This is a genomic window from Niveispirillum sp. CC-CTL257 (genome assembly GCF_059489915.1).
The window spans coordinates 1,209,748-1,230,850 of record NZ_JCAJXE010000001.1; the positions used below are offsets into that span (position 1 = coordinate 1,209,748).

The window sequence follows — 21,103 nt, forward strand, 5'->3', positions numbered from 1 at the left end:
AGGGGCTTGCCTCTGGGCACGAGCTATGCCGTGATACGTAAGTGTGCATTGGTATTGCCAATGGCAATGTGCGAACGTGACCATATGCTGATACGCCCGGCAACAGGGCGGGGTCACGGACGATGACAGGGAGCTTTGTACGGTTGTGATGGCGGGCGACGACGACGAATTCCTCTTTAAGGAGGAGGGGCCGGAACTTCCGGCTGCCGTTGACGCGTCCGCGGCTGCGGCCCGCCCCTGGTTGATCCTGATCGTCGATGACGATCCCGAAGTGCATGCCATGACCCGTCTGGTCATGAAGAAATTTGCCTATCGGGATCGTCCGGTGCAGTTCCTGTCCGCCTATTCGGCGGAAGAAGCTCTGGGCATGCTGCGCCATGATCCCGGCATCGCCATGGTCCTGCTGGACGTGGTGATGGAAACGGACGATGCCGGCCTGCGCCTGGTGCCGCGAATCCGCGATGAACTGGGCAACAGCCAGGTGCGCATCATCCTGCGCACCGGACAGCCGGGACAGGCGCCGGAAGATGACGTCATCCACGCCTATGACATCAATGATTACAAGGCCAAGACGGAACTGACGGCGCAGAAGCTGGGCACCGCCACCGTCGCGGCCCTGCGGTCGTATGAGCATATTACCGAACTGATGCGCTCGCGTCAGGGCATGGAACGCATCATCGATGCCTCCAGTAACCTGTTCACCCTGCGCGCCATCGACCGCTTTGCCGAGGCGGTGCTGCACGAACTGGCCCGCGTGCTGGATGTGGCCCCCGATGGTCTTGTCTGCGTGCCGCGCGGCAATGCGCGGGCCGATGCGCAGATCCTGGCGGGTCAGGGACGCCATGCCGACAGTGTGGGCCTGCCGCTGGGGCACAGTGTCGATGCCGATCTGGCCGCCAAGGTGATGGAGGTGCTGCGCGCGCGGCACCATCATTTCGATGACAACGATGCCATCCTCTGGCTGCGCACCGCCGATGGCCGTGATGCCGCCGCCTGCCTGCATGTCGGCCGCCCCCTGGACGGTCTGGAACGCAAGCTGACGGAGGTGATGGGCGCCAAGATCGCCATCGGCTTCGACAATCTGCACCTCTATGATCAGGTGAAACGCTCGCACAAGGCCGCCGTCATCGCGCTGGCCGGGCTGGCGGAATACAAGGACCCCGATGGTGGCGGCGATCATGGCTTGCGCCTGTCGCGGCTGGTCACCGAAATCGCCTTTGCCCTGCGTCAGCAGGAGGGATGGGACCGGATCATCGATGATGAGTTCCTGGACCAGATCACCATGGGTGCCATGCTCTACGATATCGGCATGGTCGGCGTGCCCGACAGCGTGATCCGCAAGGAAAACATGCTGGATGAGGAGGAGCGCCACCAGATGGAGCTGCACTGCGAACGCGGTGCAGCCATCCTGGAAAAGGCCTCGCGGCTGGTGGAAGGCAGCAATTACCTGTCCTTCGGCGCCGCCATCGCGCGGGCCCATCACGAACGCTGGGACGGCAGCGGCTATCCGCATGGCCTGTCGGGCGCGGACATTCCGCCCGCCGCCCGCATCATCGCGGTGGCCGATGTCTATGACGCGCTAACCCACCGCCGCTCCTGGCGTGATGCGGTGCCCCTGGCCGATGCGCTGAAATCGATCGAGGAAGGGTCTGGCACCCTGTTCGACCCGTCCGTCGTCGCCGCCTTCTTCCAGGTGCGGCAGGCGCGGGGCCGGACGCGGTAATCACCCCCGCATCCAGCCCCGTCGCCCCTTAATTATATTCCCGCACGCCCGGATGGCTTTCGACCATCACGCGGATATCCTGCGCCCGGATCCATTCCGGGGACCCAGCGGGCAGCATGCGTTCGGCCCGGTCGGCATGGTACTTGGCCGCCCGGATATCGCCGCGCGCCAGCGCTTCCTCGGCGCGGGCATAGGCCAGCTGCGGCTGCTGATCGGCGCGGCTATAGGCGGATGACAGCAGCCGCCAGGTCAGCGCCGAATTATGCTCCAGCCGGGCCGCCGCCGTCAGATGCGTAATGGCCTCGTTCAGGAACCGGTCATTGCCGACCTCCAGCAGCGCATGGCCCAGCGCGTTGCGCAGCAGGCCCGATTCCGGGTCCAGCCGCACGGACTCACGATAGGGGATGACCGCTTCCGCCGCCTTGCCATCCTCGAACAGGATTTGCCCTTTCAATTCATGGAAATAGGCATTGTCCTTCTCGGCTTGGATCAAGCCGTCGGTCAAGACCAGCGCCTCCTTCACATTGCCGCGCTGATAAAGCGCGATGGCGCGGGCATAGCGGGCGGGAATGGCCGTATCGGTCGGCGCATAATGGCGCAGCGCCACTTCCGGCCGCATGAAGCCCATCAGCTTGGCCACCATGCGTTCATGCATCGCATAAAAATTATCCGGCAAGCGCTTGCCGTTATTCTTGGATTTCGTTTCCACGAAATTGCGGATGGCTTCGATGCGGTTGCGGGTCAGGGGGTGGGTGCGGACGAACTCCACCTGCCGGCTTTCGGGCAGAAGCTCCTGGCCCGCCAGCCGCTGCATCATCTTCATCAACCCTTCGGACGACCAGCCCAGCTTTTCCAGATATTGCATGGCCGCCTCGTCCGCCGACCCTTCCTGGCCGCGCGTGAAGGCGAAGAAGGTGCGCATGGCCGCTTCCTGGCCGCCGCCCATCAGCCCGATGCCGACATCGGTGCGCCCGGCCCCGATGGCCGCCGCCATGCCCAGCAGGGTGAAGATGCTGGCGATGGTGGCGGCGTTCGACATGGCGTCACCGGCGCGGGCCAGATGGCCGCCGGCAATATGCCCCGTCTCGTGCGCCGTCACGCCGACCAGTTCTTCGACCGTGGTATCCATCAGGAAGCCGGTATGGAAGAACATGTTCTGCCCGCCCGCGACAAAGGCGTTCAGGCTGTCATCATTGACCATGGCGATGGTCACCGATTCCGGCACGACACCCGCCACCTGCAAGATGGGGGTGGAATAGACGCGCAGGATATGTTCGATTTCCGTGTCGCGAATGAAACTGATCGACCGCTGGGCAATGGCTGGCTGTACGGCCAGCGTCGCCGACATCAACAACGCCACGGCCGCACTGGCAATCCGCTTTGGAACCGCAAACATGTCTTTATCCATCGGCAAGGCCCCTCGGCCCGACACTAGCCACGAAAAACATGGCGAGGGAAGGGCGAGTTTAAAGGCTCCCGCCGGTGAGGCGCTCTGGGCCCCCTCGCAACGGGGTGCTGTTTCGCCCTTCATCGTGATGGAGGTGATGCGTGCGGCCAATGAACGCGCCGCTGCCGGGGGCGATGTCCTGCATCTGGAAATCGGCCAGCCGGGCACGCCCGCCCCGCGCGGTGTCATCGCGGCGGCCCATGCCGCGCTTGATAATGACCGCATCGCCTATACCGACGCGTTCGGCCTCCCGCCATTGAGGGAGGCCATCGCCCGCTGGTATCGCGACCATTACGGTGTATCGGTGGGGGCGGAGCGGATCGCCATCACAACGGGTTCCTCTGCCGGCTTCCTTCTGGGCTTCCTGGCCGCGTTTGAACCGGGCGACCGCGTGGCGCTGGCGGCCCCCGGCTATCCCGCCTATCGCAACATCCTGCGCGCACTTGGCCTGGAGCCGGTGGAAATCCCCACCGGCCCCGAAACGCGGTTCCAGCCGACCCCGGCCCTGCTGGCCGCCTTGAACAAGCCTGTGAAGGGCCTGATCGTGGCCAGCCCCTCCAACCCCGCCGGCACCATGCTGTCGCCCGACGCCCTGCGCGAGCTGGCCTTGTGGTGCGAGGCGAACGGCGTCCGCCTGATCTCCGACGAGATTTATCACGGCATCGAGTTCACACCCGTGAAGGGCCAGACGGCCCTGGCCTTCAGCGACCGCGCCATCATCATCAACAGCTTTTCGAAATATTTCAGCATGACAGGCTGGCGTCTGGGCTGGATGGTGGTGCCGCCGGAACTGGTGCGCTCCGCCGAATGTCTGGCCCAGAACCTGTATATCTCCGCCCCCACCCTGTCACAGCGTGCGGCCATCGCCGCCTTCGACTGCACTGACGAGGCCGACAGCCATGTCGCCCGCTACCGTCGCAGCCGCGACCTGCTGCTGAACGAGTTGCCGCGCGCCGGCTTCGACAATCTGGCACCCGCCGACGGGGCCTTCTATGTCTATGCCGATGTCAGCGGCCTGACCGACGACAGCGAAGCCTTCTGCAAACGCATCCTGGCCGAAACCGGCGTTGCCATCACGCCGGGCCTGGATTTCGACACGGCTCGCGGCCACCGCTACCTGCGGATCAGCTTCGCTGCGGCCGAGGCGGAGGTGGCCGAGGCCGCCCGCCGCCTCGTCGCGTGGCGGCGCTGATCATTCCGCCGCCACCGCCGCCAATCGGCCATTCACCAGATCGCTGTAATCCCCGATCATGGCGCGGCAAACGGCACCGGGGGTGAATGCCCAATCGCCGATGCGGCGCACGGGCGTCACCTCCGCCGCCGACCCCGTCAGGAACACCTCGTCAGCGTCCTTGACCTCGTCCAGGGTGAAATGCCGTTCCAGAACGGTCAGGCCCCGGCGGCGCGCCAGATCGATGATGGTCTGGCGCGTAATCCCGTTCAGGAAGCAATCGGGGATGGGTGTATGCACCACGCCCTCCTTGACCATGAAGAAATTGGCCCCCGTCGCTTCCGCCACAAAGCCCCGGTAATCCAGCATCAACGCATCCTGCCGGCCATTCTGCTCCGCCTCATGCTTGGCGATGGTGCAGATCATGTAGAGACCCGCCGCCTTGGATTCCGTGGGTGCCGTATCCGGGGCGGGCCGGCGCCAGCGGGCGATTTCCAGATCAATGCCCTGCATCCGCGCTTCCGCGCTGAAATAGCTGGGCCATTCCCAGCAGGCGACGGCCAGATGGATGCGGTTCTTCTGCGCCGCCACGCCCATCATCTCGCTGCCACGCCAAGCGACGGGCCGCAGATAACCATTGGTCAGGCCCGCCGCACGACAGACCTCAACCTTAGCCGCCTCAATCTCGGCCACGCTGTACGGGATCTCGAACCCCAGCAGTTCCGCCGACCGGCGCAGCCGCACCGCATGTTCATGCGACTTGAAGATCACGCCGTTGTAAATGCGCTCCCCCTCGAATACACAGCTGGCATAGTGCAACCCGTGCGTCAGCACATGGACCTGCGCTTCCCGCCAGGGCACCATCGCCCCGTCGAACCAGATATGGCCATCGCGGTCATGGAAAGGGATGACGGACATTTTGGGGCTTCCTTGTTGTTTTATGTCGTGTACAACAGCATCCACGATACGGAATTGCGGAAATAAGTCAACATGGCTGACATAAAATCGGGACCGAACCCGCTTTTCCTGCGCGAGGAGGATCTTCGCCAGGGCATTGAGCTGCTGTTTTATGCCTATCGTGACTTCACGGCGGAACCCGACGCCATGCTGGCAAAGATCGGGCTGGGCCGCGCGCATCACCGTGTCGTCTATTTCGTGGGCCGCTATCCCGGCATCACCGTGACCGAACTTCTGGGCATTTTGCAGATCACGAAGCAGAGCCTCAGCCGCGTCCTATCCGATCTGGTCGATCAGGAATATATCGCACAGCGTCCGGGCACCAAGGACCGGCGCCAACGTCTGCTGACCCTGACGGACAAGGGCGTGGACCTGGAACGCAGCCTGTCGGACGCCCAACGCGCCCGCATCGCCAGCGCCTACCGCGCCGCGGGTGCCGCAGCGGTGGAAGGTTTCCGCACCGTCATGCTGGGCATCATCGACGCCGAAGACCGCGCCAAATTCCCGCCCCCCGGCAAGCGGTGACCATCGCGCCCTTCCATGCTATGTGAAGGGCCATGATGAGTGACGATCCCGCTGAACAGCCCCACATCCTGGTCGTGGATGATGACACGCGCCTGCGTGAGGCGCTGCGCCGGTACCTGGGCCAGAACGGCTTTCTGGTCACCGGGGCCGCCGACGCGGCCGAGGCCCGGGCCAAGCTGGCGGGGCTGGCCTTTGATCTGGTGGTGCTGGACGTGATGATGCCGGGGGAAAACGGCCTGTCGCTCTGCCGCCATCTATCGGCCAATGCCGGCCCGCCCGTCCTGCTGCTGACCGCGCGGGTAGAGGCGTGCGACCGGATCGACGGGCTGGAGGCGGGGGCCGACGATTATCTGTCCAAACCATTTGAACCGCGCGAGCTGGTTCTGCGCCTGAACGCCATCCTGCGCCGCACCCTGCGGCCCCGCGACCGTACCGCCGGCACCGCTGTGCCCATCCGCCTGGGCCGTTACCTGTTTGATGCGGATCGCGAGGAATTGCGGGCAGGGGATGAGATCATCCGCCTGACCGCCATGGAGGCCGGCCTGCTGCGCGTGCTGGCCGCCGAACCCGGCATGGTGTTCAGCCGCGAGGCCTTGGTGGAAAAGGCTGGCGTTGACGCCGCCAATGAACGCACCATTGATGTTCAGGTCACCCGCCTACGCCGCAAATTGGAAGATGATCCGCGCGAACCGCGTTATCTTCAGACGGTGCGTGGTGAAGGTTATGTGTTGAGGCCCGATTGACCGGCTGGTTGCAGTCCTTGTGGAAAAACCGTCCCCGGCCCCTGCGCGGGCTGAAACGGATGGTGCCGGCCACGCTCTTCGCGCGCTCCATGCTGATCATGATGACGCCCGTGGTCCTGGCCCAGGCCATCGCCACCTTCGTCTTCTATGACCGGCATTGGGACACGATGACCAACCGGCTGGCCAACTCGGTCGCCGGCGAAATCGCCCTGGTCATTGAACAGCTGTCGCGCGACGCCGACGAAAAGTCGCGCGAAGAAACCCTGTCCATGGCCGCGCGCCATACCGACATCCTGTTCACCTGGACCGCGGGGGAGGTGCTGGATGACCCGCCCGCCCGGCTCTATAGCGGGTTGGAGGAAACCCTGGGTCAGGCCCTGGACGACCGTGTCCGCCGGCCCTGGCGCATCAATTCCAATGTCGCCCATAAGTGGATCGAAATCCGGGTGCAGATGCCGGACGGGGTTCTGTCGGTCCTGTCGCCCGAACGCCGGCTCTACAGCTTCACCTCCTACCTGTTCATCATCTGGATGCTGGGCAGTTCGCTGGTGCTGTTCTCCATCGCCACCCTGTTCATGCGCAACCAGATCCGGCCCATCCGCCGGCTGGCCGTTGCCGCCGACGCCTTCGGCAAGGGCCGCGATATCAGCGATTTCCGCCCGGAAGGGGCGTTGGAGGTGCGGCAGGCGGCCCATGCCTTCCTGATGATGCGCGACCGCATCCGTCGCCAGATCGCGCAACGCACGGAAATGCTGGCCGGCGTCAGCCACGATCTGCGCACGCCCCTGACCCGCATGAAATTGCAGCTCGCCATGATGCCCGACATGGCAGAGGTGGAGGAGATCAAGGCCGACGTGGCCGAGATGCAGGTGATGATCGACGGCTACCTGTCCTTTGCGCGCGGTGATGGGGAGGAGGAGGAACGACAGGTCGATCTTTCCCTGCTGCTGGCCGAAATCGCCGGCAATGCCAGACGGGAAGGGGCCCGCCTGACGCTGGACCCCACGGTGACACAGGGAGAGGCCGTGGTCCTGCCCTTGCGCCTCTTATCCCTGCGCCGTTGCCTGACCAACCTGATCGGCAATGCCGCGCGCTATGGTCGCCATGTCTGGCTCAGCCTGGAACGGCGCGGTAATTTCGTGGAAATCCTCATCGATGATGACGGTCCCGGCATCCCGGAGGATCAACGCGAAGCCGTCTTCCGCCCCTTCCACCGCCTGGAACCGTCGCGCAATCAGAAGACGGGCGGCGTCGGCCTGGGCCTGACCATCGCCCGCGACATCGCGCGGCGCCATGGCGGCGACATCCTGCTGCGCGACAGCCCGCAAAAGGGCCTGCGCGCCGTGGTGCGGTTGCCGTTATAGGGTCAAAACCCATCATCATGGACGGTAAGGGGGGGCGGTGTAGCGCGGATTAGGCGAAGCCGTAATCCGCGGAAACCCCGGCACCGTTGCGCCGCGGATTACGCTGACGCTAATCCGCGCTACCCACTCTGCTGATCCACATCCATGGATTAAATTCCCAAATTCTGATAGGATCATGGACCCATCCCCATTAACAGGAGTGCTGCCCCATGTCCCTGTCCCATAATCCCTACGACACCGACCATCCCACCCTGACGAAGCAGGAACAGGCGGAGGCTTGGTGGCGCGGCTCCTCCGACCTGCATACCAAACCCTTCACCGAAGATGTCCGCTTCGCCGCTGATGAAGACCTGACGGCGGGTTATACCTCTCGCAAGGTGACGGACATTGCCTGGGCCAAGATCGCCTTTCACATCGCGGCGGGCCGCAAGATCAAGGAGATCACGGCGGAATATGGCGTGTCGCGCACCACCATCTGGCGCGCTTTGCAGCGATCCCACAATCTGCGCCGCCGCATCGCCGAAGAACGCGCCCTGCTGCGGCGGGAGGCGGAAAGCCGTTTCGTCTCGCTGCGCACCCTGGTGGTGGACAGCATCTATCATGCCGTGGCCAGCGGCGACATGCGCGCCACCCTCTGGGCCGCTGACCGTCTGGGCCTGGGCGGGGACCTGCTGCAACCGTCGGAAAAAAAGCCCAAGCCCGGTCACGCCCGCATCCCCGACGGCTGGTGGTCGCAGGGTGCCGATACCATCCGCCTCGACCCCCTGACCGCCCCCACCGTCGAAGACCCCGACCTCGCCGCCGACCTGCCCGACCTCTCCCCGCCGTCGGCTCCGTCCATCCAAACCGATCCCCTCTCTTCGTCATCCCGGCGAAAGCCGGGACCCAGGGGCCGCACGCCCGACCTCTCCGCCGATCACGAAGACGCAGAAGACCCCATCCCCGGCGCGCCCCCACCCACCGCCGACGCCATGGGCCAGTCCGGCGATTACCCGCCCGATTATCCCCCCGAACTTCGCTTCGCCCCACCCAGGCCGCCGGCCCGCGTCAGGGCCGCATGCCCGCCCATGCCCGCGAACCCGGCAGCACCCTTCCACCCCGCCGCCCGCCGTCGGCGAGCGGCCCCACGCTTGCTGCTCTGGATTCTCCATGAAACCCAGGCCGTGCTGGACAATCTGCCCACCACCCCCGGCCTGACCAACACAGTCTGGGCCGAACGCCCCCGCTGGCTGTCCTGGGCACCCAAGCCCGGCATCCTGTGAAACCAAACCCGAAGGGCGGTTACAGAATGTTTCACAGGAGATAACGCCATGCCGTGAATTCCGAGCGCTTTACGCGCCGCCTGCCGTGCATCTATAAACGGGGCACCGTTTGACCCTTTGCTTCTGGTTTTCCATGCACGACATCCGTTCCATCCGCGACAACCCCGCAGCCTTCGATGCCGGCATGGCCCGGCGCGGTGTGGAACCGCTGTCTTCCCGCGTCCTGGAACTGGATCAGGAACGCCGTGCCTGCCAGACGCAGGCGCAGGAGCTGCAGGCCCGCCGGAATGAGGCGTCGAAGCTGATCGGCGCCTACAAAAAGGACGGCAAGGACGCCCAGCCGCTGCTGGATGAGGTGGCGGCCATCAAGGAAAAGATGCCGCAGCTGGAAGAGCGGGAAAAGGAGCTGGGGGCCGAACTGGACCGCATCCTGGCCTCTTACCCCAACATCCCGGCCCCGGAGGTTCCCGACGGCAAGGATGAGCATGACAATGTCGAAATCCGCCGCATCGGCACACCCACCGACATCGCCAATGCCAAGCAGCATTTCGAGCTGGGCGAAGCGCTGGGCCTGATGAGCTTTGATCTGGCGGCCAAGCTGTCAGGCGCGCGTTTCACGGTGTTGCGTGGACAGCTGGCCCGGCTGGAGCGGGCTTTGGGCGACTTCATGCTGGACATCCACACGACCGAATATGGCTATGAGGAAGTGTCCCCGCCGCTGCTGGTCAAGGATGATGCCGCCTTCGGCACGGGCCAGCTGCCGAAATTCACCGAGGACCTGTTCCAGACCACCAACGGTTTCTGGCTGATCCCGACCGCAGAGGTGCCCCTGACCAATCTGGTCAACGACGCCATCCTGGACGGCGAAGAACTGCCCCTGCGCCTGACCGCCCGCACACCCTGCTTCCGGTCGGAAGCCGGTTCCGCCGGTCGGGATACGCGCGGCATGATCCGCCAGCATCAGTTCTATAAGGTGGAAATGGTCTCCATCACCCGGCCCGACCAATCGGCGGCGGAGCATGAGCGCATGACCGACGCGGCGGAAACGGTGCTGAAGCGTCTGGGCCTGCCGTTCCGTACCGTCACGCTTTGTTCCGGCGACATGGGCTTCACGGCGCAAAAGACCTACGATATCGAGGTCTGGCTGCCGGGGCAGGGCGCTTATCGCGAAATCTCCTCCTGCTCCAATTGCGGCGACTTCCAGGCCCGCCGCATGAAGGCCCGCTTCCGCGCCAAGGGGGAGAAGTCGACCCAGTTCGTGCATACCCTCAACGGTTCCGGCACCGCCGTCGGCCGCTGCCTGATTGCCGTGCTGGAAAATTATCAGCAGCCCGACGGCTCCATCCTGATCCCTGAAGCCCTGCGCCCATACATGGGCGGGCTGGAGCGGATTGCCCTCAATGGCTGATTTCGACTTTACCGGCACCCGCATCCTGATCAGCAATGATGACGGCATTCATGCCGCTGGCCTTGCTGTGCTGGAGGCGATTGCGCGGGAACTGACGGATGATGTCTGGGTGGTGGCACCAGAGACGGAGCAGTCCGGCGCCTCCCACTCGCTGACCATGCATCGCCCCCTGCGTGTCCGCGAACTGGGGCCGAAGCGGTTCGCCGTCGATGGCACGCCCACCGACTGCGTGCTGCTGGCCATCAACCATTTCATGGCGGATAAGAAGCCGGCCCTGGTCCTGTCCGGCATCAACCATGGCAGCAATCTGGGCGAGGATGTGACCTATTCCGGCACCATCGCCTGCGCCATGGAGGCCACATTGCTGGGCGTTCGCGCCATCGCCATGAGCCAGCGCATGCCCCATGGCGGCCCGCCCAACTGGGCAGTCGCTAAGGAGCTGGGCGCGCAGGTGGTGCGCAAAGTGATGACCGCTGACTGGCCCAAACTGGTCCTGATGAATGTGAATTATCCCGACGTGTCGGTCGGCGATGTCACTGGGGTGCATGTGGTCCGCCACGGCAACCGCAAGATCGGGGATGAGCTGGACGAGCGGATTGACCCGCGTGGCCGGCGCTATTTCTGGATCGGGGCCGCGCGCGGCGATGATGATGTGCCCGCCGACACCGACGTGCATGTCGTCAATCATGGCGGCATCGCGGTCACGCCCATCTTCCTGGACCTGACCCATTATGGCTGCCTGGAGAACCTGAAAGGGGTCTTCGCATGACCAGCGGGGCGGCGCGCAAGATCAGATTGCTGATGCTGCTGCGCCGCCAGGGGGTGACGGACGTCAATGTCCTGCGCGCGATTGAGCTGATCCCGCGAGAGCTTTTCGTCCCACGCCTGTTCCGCGATCAGGCCTATGAGGATACGGCCCTGCCCATCGGCCATGGCCAGACCATCAGCCAGCCGCAGGTGGTCGGCCTGATGACACAGGCGCTGGAGCTGACCGACCGGCATAAGGTGCTGGAGATCGGCACCGGTTCCGGCTATCAGGCCGCGATCCTGGCCAAGATCGCGCGCCGGGTCTATACAATCGAACGCCATCGCCCCCTGGCGCAGGAGGCGGAGCAGCGATTTACCGCCTTGCGTCTTCACAACATGACGGCCAGGGTAGGGGATGGCATCAAGGGCTGGCCGGAAGCGGCCCCCTTTGAACGGATACTCGTCACCGCAGGTTGCATCGGCAATCCACCTCATGGTCTAGTGGAGCAACTGGCGGTTGGTGGTGTCATGGTGATCCCGTTGGGGCCGGATCATCGGGCCTTGAACGTGGTGCGTATCCGCCGTGACGAAGATGGATTGAAGCGAGAGGTACTGTGGCCCGTCAGGTTCGTTCCCCTGCTGCCGGATATCGCGCCGGAATCGGTGTCGGCATGAAGGCCCGGTCTGGCTTCGCCCTGGCGGCCTTGCTGCTGCCCGGCCTGATTCTGGCCGGCTGCTCGACAGAGGGCGACCTGCCCAGCAAGGCGGCCCGCGCCCCGGCGGCCCCCATTAATTCCATTTTCGTTTCCCGTGGCGACAATCTCTACAAGCTGGCGCAGCAGTATAATGTCCCCGTCCGTGATCTGATCGAGGCCAATGGCCTCACCGCCCCCTATGTGCTGCTGCCGGGGCAGCGTCTGGTGCTGCCCTTGCCCAAGGTCTATGTGGTGAAGCCCGGCGACACGCTGTACGGCCTGTCGCGGCAATATCAGGTCGACACCGCCGAACTGGTCCGCCTCAATAATTTGCAGCAGCCCTACACGCTGAAGGCCGGTCAGACCCTGCGCCTGCCGGGCCAAAGCCCGGTGCCGGCCAGCACGACCGCCATTGCTTCGGCTGCCCCCGTCGCCAAACCACCCGGCATGCCGGCACCGGGCCGCAAGCCGGAGGCCCCACCCGCCGCCAGTTCCATGCCCACCGAACGGGCGCAGCGTCCAACGGTGGAGGTGACGCCCCTGCCGCCCCCGCCATCCGCCAACCCGGTCACAACGGCGCCCACCCGCCCCCCCGCCGCCGCGCCGACGGCCACCGCTTCCGGTGCCGCCCCCGGCCGCAAGGGCGTCGAGGCGGAAAGCTTGGCTCCGCCGCCGCCCACCGCACAGCCGGCTCAGGCCCAGGCAGCCCCCGCCGCCGTCGCTCCCGACCGTCGCCCGGCACCGCCGCCGGTCAGCACCACACCCCCATCCACTGCCGCCCCGGTGGCCGATCCGCCCCCTACCCAGGTCGCCGCGGCCCCGCCGCCGCCTCCCGCACGGGAAGAGGCGGTGCCCGCCCGTTCCGGCAACCGTTTCCTCTGGCCCGTGCGCGGCACCATCCTGTCGGGCTTCGGGGAAAAGCCGGGTGGTCTGCGCAATGACGGCATCAATATCGGCGCCCCGCGTGGCACGGCGGTCGCCGCGGCCGAGAATGGCGTGGTCGCCTATGCTGGCAATCAGCTGAAATCCTTCGGTAATCTGGTGCTGATCCGCCATGATGGCGGCTGGGTCACCGTCTATGCCCATCTGGACGCCATCGGCGTGGAGCAAGGGCAACGGGTGACGCGCGGGCAGGGGATCGGCACTGTCGGCCAGACGGGCAATGTCCGCTCACCCCAGCTGCATTTTGCCGTGCGCAAGGGTGAACAGGTCCTCAACCCTGTTGATCAGCTGGAAAAATGATGGCGCGGGGCAGGGCGCCCCTTGCCATCCCCGGACATCATTCCTAAATCAGGTCTATATCGCGCTCAGACCGGCTTGGCGGCGTGCCGGATGAATTCGGCGAAACCTTCGGCTGGCATGGGGCGGGCGAACAGATAACCCTGTCCTTCCTCAACGCCCAGCCGCTTCAGGATTTCCCACTGCGCCGGCGTCTCAATGCCTTCGGCCACCACCTTCAGGTCCATGGCCTGCGCCATGGCCACAATGGCCTCTACGATATGGCGCGTGCTCTGGTCCCGCTCCATGTCCATCACGAACTTGCGGTCCACCTTCAGGCAGTCCAGCGGCAGTTCCCGCAGATAGGAGAGGGAGGAATATCCGGTTCCAAAATCGTCCAGGGCCAACGCCACGCCCCGGTCAGCGATCCAGCGCATCTGCTGCAAAGCACCTTCCAGATCTTCCGGCAGGATGGTTTCCGTGATCTCAAGCTGCAGAAGATGCGGCGGTATACCGCTCTCGGCCAGCAGCACATCGATCAGGGCCGGCAGGTGGCCCCAGCGGAACTGCCGTTCCGATACATTGACGGCGATCTGGATGGGCGGATATCCGGCATCCAGCCATTCGCGGATCTGCTTGATGGCGTTGCGCAGCACCCATTCGCCGATGGGAACAATCAGACCCGTTTCCTCTGCGGTCGGGATGAACACGCCGGGCGGCACCATGCCGCGCACGGGGTGACGCCAGCGCAGCAAGGCCTCGCCGCCCACCGGTTCTCCGCCCTGGATGGCAACCTTGGGCTGGTAATGCAGGACAAGCTGGTCGTCGCGGATGGCCGCGCGCAGTTCATCCTCCAGATCCAGGCGTTCCTTCAGGTCGTCACGCATGGTGCGCGTAAAGTGAAGGTAATTGGCCGTACCCGACTTGACCGCCTGATGCAGCGCCACGCAGGCATTGCGGATCAGGGAAGCGCCATCGGTGGCGTCGTTGGGCGACACGGCCACGCCGATCTTGGCGGACACGAAAAGCCGCTGCCCCTCGATCATCACGGGTTCAGCCATGGAATTGGCGATGGCCGACGCCGCGAACAGCGCCTTGCCGGCATGATCCAGGCCGGGCAGGAAGATGGCGAACTGCGTCTGGGCGAATCGACAGATCAGGTCATTGGCACCGCAGATCGGCATCAACCGCTTGACCAGCGTCGCCATGGCCAGATCCAGGGCCTGCTGCCCATGGACGCGGAACAGTTGCGGCATACGGTCAATCTCAATGACCAGCAGTCCGGCGATCAGCCGTCCTTCATGCTGGGCCAGGATTTCCGCAACCCGGTTGGCGAATGGCCGCATTTCCCAGACGCCGGTAACGGCATCCCGGGGAATGAAGTCGGCGGCCTGATCGCCATCCGGTTTCAATATCTTGGACAATGTCACGACGGCTTTATTCCGTGGTCCCGGATCAGACGAGAGGAAGTGTGGTGGATGAAAACTCTGCCTTACACATCAAGCTTCGCGCTGCCCGCATCTGTCGGTTCCACGGAGGATAGGGCATCGGTACTCTCCGGCTTTCCATTCATCGACCAGCCTGCCACCTGTTAATGCCGGGAACCGCATGTCCGATTGGCTGACCGGGCAATATCATTGCACATCCATCCCCCTGATGGAACGCATACATGGTGATCAGCGCTATTTTCTGACACTCTTTGCAAGCAGCGTCTTTCGCAGTTGCAGAAGAATCTGGCAATGGGATTGTCGATCTTTTCGGGGTACTGGTCATGGGGTTCAGCCTCGGCAAACTGTTCGCGGCCCTGACATCGCCGGGCAATCTGTTGCTGCTGCTGATGTTGGCTGGACTGATCGCGATCTTGGCCCGCCGGCGATGGGGCGTGGGGCTGCTGGCGGCGGGCCTGTTGCCGCTTTTTCTCATTGCGGTGACACCCGTTTCCATTTGGGTGACGCTGCCGCTGGAAGAACGCTTCTCCGTGCCGCCGCTGGCGGATATGCCAGCAATTGACGGCATCATCGTGCTGGGCGGTGCCCTGATGCCGATCGCGTCCAGGGAACATGGCAGCCCGCAGCTGACCCGTGATGCGGAGCGTTTGACGGTTTTGCCCGGCCTGATGGCCCGTTTCCCGGATGCCGACGTGATCTTCTCCGGCGGCAGCGGCGATCCCCGCTATCCCGACGACCGGGAGGCACCCTTCGTGATGGAGCTGCTGGCGGGCTGGGGGGTGGATACGGCCAGGGTGCAGTTGGAGGGCGCCTCTCGCACTACCTGGGAAAATGCGGTGAATACCGCCCCGATGGTCAGGGCGGGCCAACACTGGCTGCTGGTAACATCGGCGGCGCATATGCCCCGCGCCATGGGGGTGTTCCGGTCGGTAATGCCTGATATCCAGCTGGTGGCCTATCCCGTCGGCTTCAACGCCAACCGGACGGAGGCTGGGCGGTTCGGCCTGAACCTGTCGGACAATCTGGACCGGTTCGACAATGCCGCACATGAATGGCGGGGATTGGTCGCCTACCGCCTCGCCGGGCGTATCCCGACAGTATTACCCTCTCCCTGACCCTTGCTCCCATCCGCCTGCCCATGCCACAACCAGTGGGATCAGGCACGGTGTGAGGGCCCCAGATGATGATGCAAGCGATGCAAAGCCGCCGGTTTCCGCGCTTTTTGCCGGCTTGCCTGATGCTGGCGACGCTACTGGCGCCTGCCGCCCATGCTGCGCCGGACTTTCAGCAATGGTTGGGCGAGCTGAAGGCGGAGGCGCTGCGCGAAGGGATCAAACCCGCCATCATCGATACGGCGCTGACCGGCATCACGCCCATTCCCCGCATCCTGGAACTGGACGGCAAGCAGCCGGAACGGACCATCACCTTCGACACCTACCTGTCCCGCGCCGTCACCAAGGCGCGGATCAAAAAGGCGCGCGAGCGGATGGTCACCCACAAGGCGCTGCTGTCGCGGATATCGAAGCAATATGGCGTGCCTGCGCGCTTCATCGTGGCGCTCTGGGGGATGGAGACGGATTTTGGCGGCAATATGGGCGGGTTCAAGGTGGTCGATGCACTCGCCACGTTGGCCTATGACGGGCGGCGCAGTGCGTTTTTCCGGTCAGAACTGCTAAAATCACTGCGGATTCTCGATGAAGGCCACATCACGCCCGACCGCATGCTGGGCTCCTGGGCCGGCGCCATGGGGCAGTGCCAGTTCATGCCGTCCAGCTTCTTCAAATACGCCCAGGATGGCGATGGCGACGGGCGGCGGGATATCTGGACCAGCCATGCCGATGTCTTCGCGTCCGCCGCCAATTATCTGGCCAGCGTGGGCTGGAAAACCGATCAGACCTGGGGCCGCGCCGTGCGCGTGCCGGCCAAGGCTGATTCGACAGCCTGGGCCGGTATGGACAAGCCGCCGCAGCCCCTGTCGGCCTGGGCCAAGCGCGGCCTGCGCAGTGCAGACGGCAAACCGCTGCCCAAGGCCGCACTGGATGCCTGGCTGGTGCAGCCGGACGGGCCGAAGGGCCGGGCCTTTCTGGTTTATGGCAATTACAAGACGATTATGAACTGGAACCGCTCTACCTATTTCGCGACTGCGGTCGGAATCCTCGCCGACCATATTGGCGCGGGCAAATGAGTTGATGTAGGCTGCGACCACAATTGGTTGGGGTAGGGAAGTATGGCGCGGGCAAATCTTGTGAAACTGGCTGTCCTGGGTGTCACCATTGCGGGGCTGGCCGGCTGCTCCTCAGCGCCGCCGCCCAAGCCCCCGGCTGCTGCACCTGCACCAGTGGAGCCCAAGCCCACGCCGGGCGGCAGCTACAAGGTCGGCAACCCTTATCAGATCGACGGTGTCTGGTATTACCCGCGCGTCGATTATTCCTATAACGAGACGGGTATCGCCAGCTGGTACGGCCCCGGCTTCCATACCAAGGTCACCGCCAATGGCGAGGCCTATAATGAGAATGAGCTGACGGCCGCCCACCAGACTCTGCCCATGCCCAGTCTGGTGCGCGTCACCAACCTGGAAAATGGCCGCTCCATCGTGGTGCGGATCAATGACCGCGGCCCGTTCGTGTCGGGCCGCATCATCGATATGTCCCGCCGTGGTGCGCAGTTGCTGGGCTTTGACCAGCAGGGTACCGCCAAGGTCCGGGTTGAGGTGCTGGCGGAAGAAAGCCGCGCCATCGCCGCCGCCGCCATGAACGCCGCCTCACAGGTCGCCGGCGTCTCTCCGGACGGCGGTCCCGTGCCACAGGCGGCCCCGCGCCCCAGCGTGACGGTAGAATCCACACCGCTGGCCCCGCCGGCGGGCACCAAGGCTGCCCCCGGCAGCGCCATTCCGCCCAGGGTGGCGCAGGCGACCCCGACCCCGGCCCGGACCATCGCCACCCCGACCAGTCTGGCCGGCACCACCACAGAGGATGGCCGCTTCCTGCCGGCCCCGGTGGTTGAACAGCGCGCGGTGCCGGCCAAGCCGGGCAAGATCTATATCCAGGCCGGTGCCTTCGCCAGCTATGACAATGCCAACAAGCTGCGGGCCAAGCTGAACTCTATCGCGCCGACCAACCTGTCGAACGCCATGGTCAACGGTACGCAGTATTTCCGCGTCCGCGTTGGTCCGTTCGATCAGGTCGAACGCGCCGATCAGGTGCTGGCCCAGGTGCTGCAGGCCGGCACGTCGGAGGCGAAGATCATCGTGGACTGACCTTGGCGCCCGGCCAATGAAACCGTGGCCGGGACCATGTTTCACGATGTTGCACAATGTCGCGGTGGCGCGCAGGACTGGACAGGTCCATCCCGCCCGTCCCACTGTCGCCGGGGGCAGTGCCCCCACCTGTTCCTGTAGTGAAGGGTTGATGAAAGAGATGGATATTCGGATCGCACATCGGATGAAGGGTGCCGCCCGCAGCTTTGCCGCGGCCCTCCTGTTCACCGTGTCGGCACTGCCTGCCATGGCGGTCGATCTGGACACCATCGCCAAACAGGCGATCCTGGTCGATGCGGAAACCAACACGGTCCTGTTCGAAAAGAATGCTGACGAGCGGATGCCCACCTCGTCCATGTCGAAGGTGGCCACCGCCTACATGCTGTTCGAACGCGTGAAGGAGGGCCGCCTGTCGCTGGACGACACGCTGCCCGTGTCGGAACGCGCCTGGAAGGTCCAGGGCTCCAAGATGTTCGTGGAGCTGGGCAACAACATCAAGGTCGAGGATCTGGTCCGCGGCATGGTGATCCAGTCGGGCAATGATGCCTGCGTGGTCCTGGCAGAGGGCATGTCGGGCACCGAAGAAGCCTTCGCCGCCGCCATGACCAAGCGGCTGAAGGAACTTGGCCTCAACAATACCAATCTGATGAACGCCTCGGGTATGCCCGACCCGAACCATTATTCCACGGCCCGCGACCTGTCGATCCTGGCCCGCCACCTGATCCGGGATTTCCCCGATCATTATCACTACTATTCAGAGCTGGATTACACCTATCACGGCATCAAGCAGGGTAACCGTAACCCGCTCCTGTACCGGAACATGGGTGTGGACGGGATCAAGACCGGCCACACGGAAGCCGCCGGCTATGGGCTGATCGCGTCTGGTGAACGCGATGGCCGCCGGCTGGTGCTGGTCGTCAACGGCCTGCCCAACATGCAGGCCCGCGCCGACGAAAGCGCCCGTATCCTGGAATGGGGCTGGCGCGAGTTTGACAATTTCACCCTGTTCAAGGCTGGTGAAACGGTGGACAGCCTGCCCGTCTGGCTGGGTGTGGCCGAAACCGTGCCGCTGGTCATCCAGGATCAGGTGAAGGTCACCATGACCCATGATCAGAAGCAGAAGATGAAGGTCAGCTTCAAGGCCGACAGCCCCGTGGCTGCCCCTGTCACCAAGGGTGCCAAGTTGGGCACGCTGACCATCACCGCACCGGGTCTGGAGACGCTGGAACTGCCGCTGCTGGCTGGTGCTGATGTGGCGCAGCTGGGCTTGTTCGGTCGCATGGGTGCCGCCCTGTCGCACTTCTTCGGCGGGTCCAGCCAGCCAGCGGCGACCCCGGCTCCGGCACAGTGACGATCGGCATGGGACGCGGGCGCTTCATCACATTGGAAGGCGGCGAGGGGGCGGGCAAATCCACCCAGATCCGCCTGCTGGCCGACGCGCTGCGCGCCGCCGGCATCGATGTGGTGACCACCCGCGAACCCGGTGGTTCACCGGGGGCCGAGGCGGTTCGTGACCTGCTGGTGAATGGGGAGCCGGGTCGTTGGCTGCCGGTCAGCGAGGCGATGCTGCTGTCCGCCGCCCGCCACGACCATGTCATGCGCACCATCCGGCCCGCGCTGGATGCTGGACAATGGGTGCTATGCGATCGCTTCGCTGACAGCACCATGGCCTACCAAGGTTATGGTCATGGCATGGATCATGGCGTGCTGACGGCGCTCCGCGATATCGCCGTGGGCGACACGACACCTGATCTGACCCTGATCCTGGATATCGATCCCGCCCAGGGGCTCGCCCGTGCCGCCTCCCGTCGCGGGGGTGAGGACCGGTATGAGCGGATGCAGATCACGTTTCACGAGAAGTTGAGGGAAGGGTACCAAGCCATTGCAAAGGCTGAACCTTCTCGCTGTGTGGTTATCGACGCCTCATCCGGGATTGATGCCATTCAGTCTGATATCCGCGCCGCCATCGCCGACAGGCTGGGGGTGGTGCTGTGAGCGGGCAGCCGCATGAGGCGGATGACGCGTTCAACCCGCGTCGCAATACCCATCTGGAAGGCCATGGTGCCGCACAGAAATTGTTGCTGGACAGCTGGAATTCAGGCCGCATGCATCATGCTTGGCTGATCGGTGGTCCGCCCGGCATCGGTAAGGCCACGCTGGCCTTCCGCATGGCGCGCTTTGTCCTGACCAAGGGACTACCGGGGGAACAGGAAATGGGCCTGTTCGGCCCCCCGCCAGACCCGACCAGCCTGATCGTTGATCCCGACAGCCCCGTCTGTCACCGCATTGCATCTGGTGGTCACGCCGACCTGCTGACGGTGCAACGTACCTGGGATGAAAAGCGCAAGCGTTTCAAACGTGATCTGCCCGTCGATGAAATCCGCAAGATCGCGCCCTTCCTGCGCCTGACATCGGCAGAGGGCGGATGGCGCGTGGTGATCGTCGATGGTGCCGATCAATTGAACACCAGCGGTCAGAACGCCATTCTGAAAATCCTTGAGGAACCACCCTCCAAGGCGTTGATATTGTTGGTGGCTGACAATGTCGGCGCCATGCTGCCCACCATCCGGTCGCGCACGCGCAAACTGGCGCTGGAACCGCTTAGCGAGGCGCAGGTCAAGGCCCTGCTGTTCCGGTATCTGCCCGATCTGGAAGACGCGGAGCGCACGGCCCTGGCTCGCCTGTCGGAAGGCAGCATCGGTAGAGCGATGGAGCTGCACGCCGCTGGCGGCCTGACGCTCTACAAGGCCATGCTGGGCGTCTTCGACAGTTTGCCGCGCCTGGATATTGTCGAAGCCTATACCTTCATCGACGCCACCTTGCGCGGCGGCAACGAGGAGGCGAACTGGGTTGCCGTCACCGAACTGATCGGCTGGTGGCTGGGCCGTGTGGCCCGCGCCGGGGCGCGTGGCACCATCCCGCCAGAGGTGGTGCCCGGTGAAGCCGCGCTTGTCCATCGCCTGATGCAGGGGAGCCAACGGTCGGGTAACCTTGATCGCTGGGTAGAGGTGTGGGAGAACACGAACCATATGTTCGCCAAGGCGGAATCCGCCAATCTCGACCGGCGCCAGACCCTGATGTCGGTACTGTCGCGGATCGAAGCGGCCGCCGCCGGCTGAACACCGTCCTATCGCTTCGC

Annotated in this window: 19 protein-coding genes; 16 read left to right on the forward strand and 3 right to left on the reverse strand. The window is 64.5% G+C overall.

All coding sequences use genetic code 11. The features are described from left to right. Positions 1–148: 148 nt before the first annotated feature. Positions 149–1,723 carry a DUF3369 domain-containing protein gene (locus ABC729_RS05830; protein WP_495606698.1) on the forward strand — a complete coding sequence of 525 codons (1,575 nt, stop codon included), beginning with the start codon at positions 149–151 and terminating at the stop codon, positions 1,721–1,723. 28 nt (positions 1,724–1,751) lie between these two features. Here the strand turns inward: ABC729_RS05830 and ABC729_RS05835 are convergent, their stop codons facing one another. Beyond that, on the reverse strand, positions 1,752–3,119 hold the full coding sequence (locus tag ABC729_RS05835) for a M48 family metalloprotease (RefSeq protein WP_495606699.1): 1,368 nt from the start codon (positions 3,117–3,119) through the stop codon (positions 1,752–1,754). On the opposite strand from ABC729_RS05835, the gene ABC729_RS05840 reads away from it, so the two are divergent. Continuing rightward, entirely contained in the window at positions 3,118–4,362 is a 1,245-nt protein-coding gene (locus ABC729_RS05840; RefSeq protein WP_495606700.1) for a pyridoxal phosphate-dependent aminotransferase, read from the forward strand. The two genes, ABC729_RS05835 and ABC729_RS05840, sit on opposite strands and share 2 nt — an antisense overlap. Here the strand turns inward: ABC729_RS05840 and ABC729_RS05845 are convergent, their stop codons facing one another. Continuing rightward, entirely contained in the window at positions 4,363–5,259 is an 897-nt protein-coding gene (locus tag ABC729_RS05845; RefSeq protein WP_495606701.1) for a branched-chain amino acid aminotransferase, read from the reverse strand. It abuts the gene before it with no gap. A 72-nt stretch (positions 5,260–5,331) separates the two neighbouring features. Here ABC729_RS05845 and ABC729_RS05850 point away from each other — a divergent pair, with 72 nt between their 5' ends. The 8 genes from ABC729_RS05850 (at position 5,332) to ABC729_RS05885 (ending at position 13,284) form a co-directional block, all read left to right on the forward strand. Next, positions 5,332–5,823: a MarR family winged helix-turn-helix transcriptional regulator gene (locus ABC729_RS05850; RefSeq protein WP_102111230.1), complete on the forward strand. Its 492-nt coding sequence runs from the start codon at positions 5,332–5,334 to the stop codon at positions 5,821–5,823. A gap of 32 nt (positions 5,824–5,855) precedes the next feature. Further along, positions 5,856–6,566: a response regulator gene (locus tag ABC729_RS05855; RefSeq protein ID WP_495606702.1), complete on the forward strand. Its 711-nt coding sequence runs from the start codon at positions 5,856–5,858 to the stop codon at positions 6,564–6,566. Further along, positions 6,563–7,930 (forward strand): ATP-binding protein, encoded by a 1,368-nt coding sequence (locus ABC729_RS05860; RefSeq protein ID WP_495606703.1) that lies wholly within the window; start codon positions 6,563–6,565, stop codon positions 7,928–7,930. Before ABC729_RS05855 ends, ABC729_RS05860 begins: the two co-directional genes overlap by 4 nt. A 209-nt stretch (positions 7,931–8,139) precedes the next feature. After that, positions 8,140–9,192: a hypothetical protein gene (locus ABC729_RS05865; protein WP_495606103.1), complete on the forward strand. Its 1,053-nt coding sequence runs from the start codon at positions 8,140–8,142 to the stop codon at positions 9,190–9,192. 133 nt (positions 9,193–9,325) lie between these two features. Further along, positions 9,326–10,600 (forward strand): serine--tRNA ligase, encoded by a 1,275-nt coding sequence (gene serS / locus ABC729_RS05870; protein WP_495606704.1) that lies wholly within the window; start codon positions 9,326–9,328, stop codon positions 10,598–10,600. Next, the gene (gene surE / locus ABC729_RS05875; RefSeq protein WP_495606705.1) at positions 10,593–11,369 is read left to right on the forward strand and encodes a 5'/3'-nucleotidase SurE; all 777 of its coding nucleotides are present in this window, start codon (positions 10,593–10,595) and stop codon (positions 11,367–11,369) included. Before serS ends, surE begins: the two co-directional genes overlap by 8 nt. After that, positions 11,366–12,022, forward strand: coding sequence for a protein-L-isoaspartate(D-aspartate) O-methyltransferase (locus ABC729_RS05880; RefSeq protein ID WP_495606706.1), 657 nt, complete (start codon positions 11,366–11,368; stop codon positions 12,020–12,022). Before surE ends, ABC729_RS05880 begins: the two co-directional genes overlap by 4 nt. Beyond that, positions 12,019–13,284, forward strand: a complete 1,266-nt coding sequence (locus tag ABC729_RS05885) for a peptidoglycan DD-metalloendopeptidase family protein (protein WP_495606707.1) — start codon at positions 12,019–12,021, stop codon at positions 13,282–13,284. Before ABC729_RS05880 ends, ABC729_RS05885 begins: the two co-directional genes overlap by 4 nt. 65 nt (positions 13,285–13,349) lie before the next feature. Here ABC729_RS05885 and ABC729_RS05890 read toward each other — a convergent pair whose 3' ends face one another. Continuing rightward, positions 13,350–14,690 carry a putative bifunctional diguanylate cyclase/phosphodiesterase gene (locus ABC729_RS05890; protein WP_495606708.1) on the reverse strand — a complete coding sequence of 447 codons (1,341 nt, stop codon included), beginning with the start codon at positions 14,688–14,690 and terminating at the stop codon, positions 13,350–13,352. A gap of 341 nt (positions 14,691–15,031) precedes the next feature. Here ABC729_RS05890 and ABC729_RS05895 point away from each other — a divergent pair, with 341 nt between their 5' ends. From ABC729_RS05895 to ABC729_RS05920, 6 genes are all read left to right on the forward strand, one after another. Continuing rightward, a complete protein-coding gene (locus tag ABC729_RS05895; protein ID WP_495606709.1) occupies positions 15,032–15,823 on the forward strand; it encodes a YdcF family protein in 792 nt (263 codons plus the stop codon). Between the two features lie 122 nt (positions 15,824–15,945). After that, a complete protein-coding gene (locus ABC729_RS05900) occupies positions 15,946–16,893 on the forward strand; it encodes a lytic murein transglycosylase (protein ID WP_495606710.1) in 948 nt (315 codons plus the stop codon). Between the two features lie 42 nt (positions 16,894–16,935). Beyond that, positions 16,936–17,964 carry a septal ring lytic transglycosylase RlpA family protein gene (locus ABC729_RS05905; protein WP_495606711.1) on the forward strand — a complete coding sequence of 343 codons (1,029 nt, stop codon included), beginning with the start codon at positions 16,936–16,938 and terminating at the stop codon, positions 17,962–17,964. 160 nt (positions 17,965–18,124) lie between these two features. After that, the gene (locus tag ABC729_RS05910) at positions 18,125–19,315 is read left to right on the forward strand and encodes a D-alanyl-D-alanine carboxypeptidase family protein (protein WP_495606712.1); all 1,191 of its coding nucleotides are present in this window, start codon (positions 18,125–18,127) and stop codon (positions 19,313–19,315) included. Between the two features lie 8 nt (positions 19,316–19,323). Further along, positions 19,324–19,959 carry a dTMP kinase gene (gene tmk, locus ABC729_RS05915; protein WP_495606713.1) on the forward strand — a complete coding sequence of 212 codons (636 nt, stop codon included), beginning with the start codon at positions 19,324–19,326 and terminating at the stop codon, positions 19,957–19,959. Continuing rightward, complete coding sequence (locus ABC729_RS05920) at positions 19,956–21,083, forward strand: DNA polymerase III subunit delta' (protein ID WP_495606714.1); 1,128 nt, start codon at positions 19,956–19,958, stop codon at positions 21,081–21,083. Before tmk ends, ABC729_RS05920 begins: the two co-directional genes overlap by 4 nt. Positions 21,084–21,103: the final 20 nt, after the last annotated feature.

Excerpts from the sequence above, each read along its gene's own strand:
- serS (WP_495606704.1), top strand. The coding sequence starts at position 9,326 with ATGCACGACATCCGTTCCATCCGCGACAACCCCGCAGCCTTCGATGCC.
- ABC729_RS05895 (WP_495606709.1), top strand. The coding sequence starts at position 15,032 with ATGGGGTTCAGCCTCGGCAAACTGTTCGCGGCCCTGACATCGCCGGGC.
- tmk (WP_495606713.1), top strand. The coding sequence starts at position 19,324 with ATGGGACGCGGGCGCTTCATCACATTGGAAGGCGGCGAGGGGGCGGGC.
- ABC729_RS05845 (WP_495606701.1), bottom strand. The coding sequence starts at position 5,259 with ATGTCCGTCATCCCTTTCCATGACCGCGATGGCCATATCTGGTTCGAC.
- ABC729_RS05865 (WP_495606103.1), top strand. The coding sequence starts at position 8,140 with ATGTCCCTGTCCCATAATCCCTACGACACCGACCATCCCACCCTGACG.
- ABC729_RS05835 (WP_495606699.1), bottom strand. The coding sequence starts at position 3,119 with ATGTTTGCGGTTCCAAAGCGGATTGCCAGTGCGGCCGTGGCGTTGTTG.
- ABC729_RS05880 (WP_495606706.1), top strand. The coding sequence starts at position 11,366 with ATGACCAGCGGGGCGGCGCGCAAGATCAGATTGCTGATGCTGCTGCGC.
- ABC729_RS05910 (WP_495606712.1), top strand. The coding sequence starts at position 18,125 with ATGGATATTCGGATCGCACATCGGATGAAGGGTGCCGCCCGCAGCTTT.
- surE (WP_495606705.1), top strand. The coding sequence starts at position 10,593 with ATGGCTGATTTCGACTTTACCGGCACCCGCATCCTGATCAGCAATGAT.
- ABC729_RS05900 (WP_495606710.1), top strand. The coding sequence starts at position 15,946 with ATGCTGGCGACGCTACTGGCGCCTGCCGCCCATGCTGCGCCGGACTTT.
- ABC729_RS05855 (WP_495606702.1), top strand. The coding sequence starts at position 5,856 with ATGATGAGTGACGATCCCGCTGAACAGCCCCACATCCTGGTCGTGGAT.
- ABC729_RS05840 (WP_495606700.1), top strand. The coding sequence starts at position 3,118 with ATGTCTTTATCCATCGGCAAGGCCCCTCGGCCCGACACTAGCCACGAA.
- ABC729_RS05905 (WP_495606711.1), top strand. The coding sequence starts at position 16,936 with ATGGCGCGGGCAAATCTTGTGAAACTGGCTGTCCTGGGTGTCACCATT.
- ABC729_RS05885 (WP_495606707.1), top strand. The coding sequence starts at position 12,019 with ATGAAGGCCCGGTCTGGCTTCGCCCTGGCGGCCTTGCTGCTGCCCGGC.
- ABC729_RS05850 (WP_102111230.1), top strand. The coding sequence starts at position 5,332 with ATGGCTGACATAAAATCGGGACCGAACCCGCTTTTCCTGCGCGAGGAG.
- ABC729_RS05830 (WP_495606698.1), top strand. The coding sequence starts at position 149 with ATGGCGGGCGACGACGACGAATTCCTCTTTAAGGAGGAGGGGCCGGAA.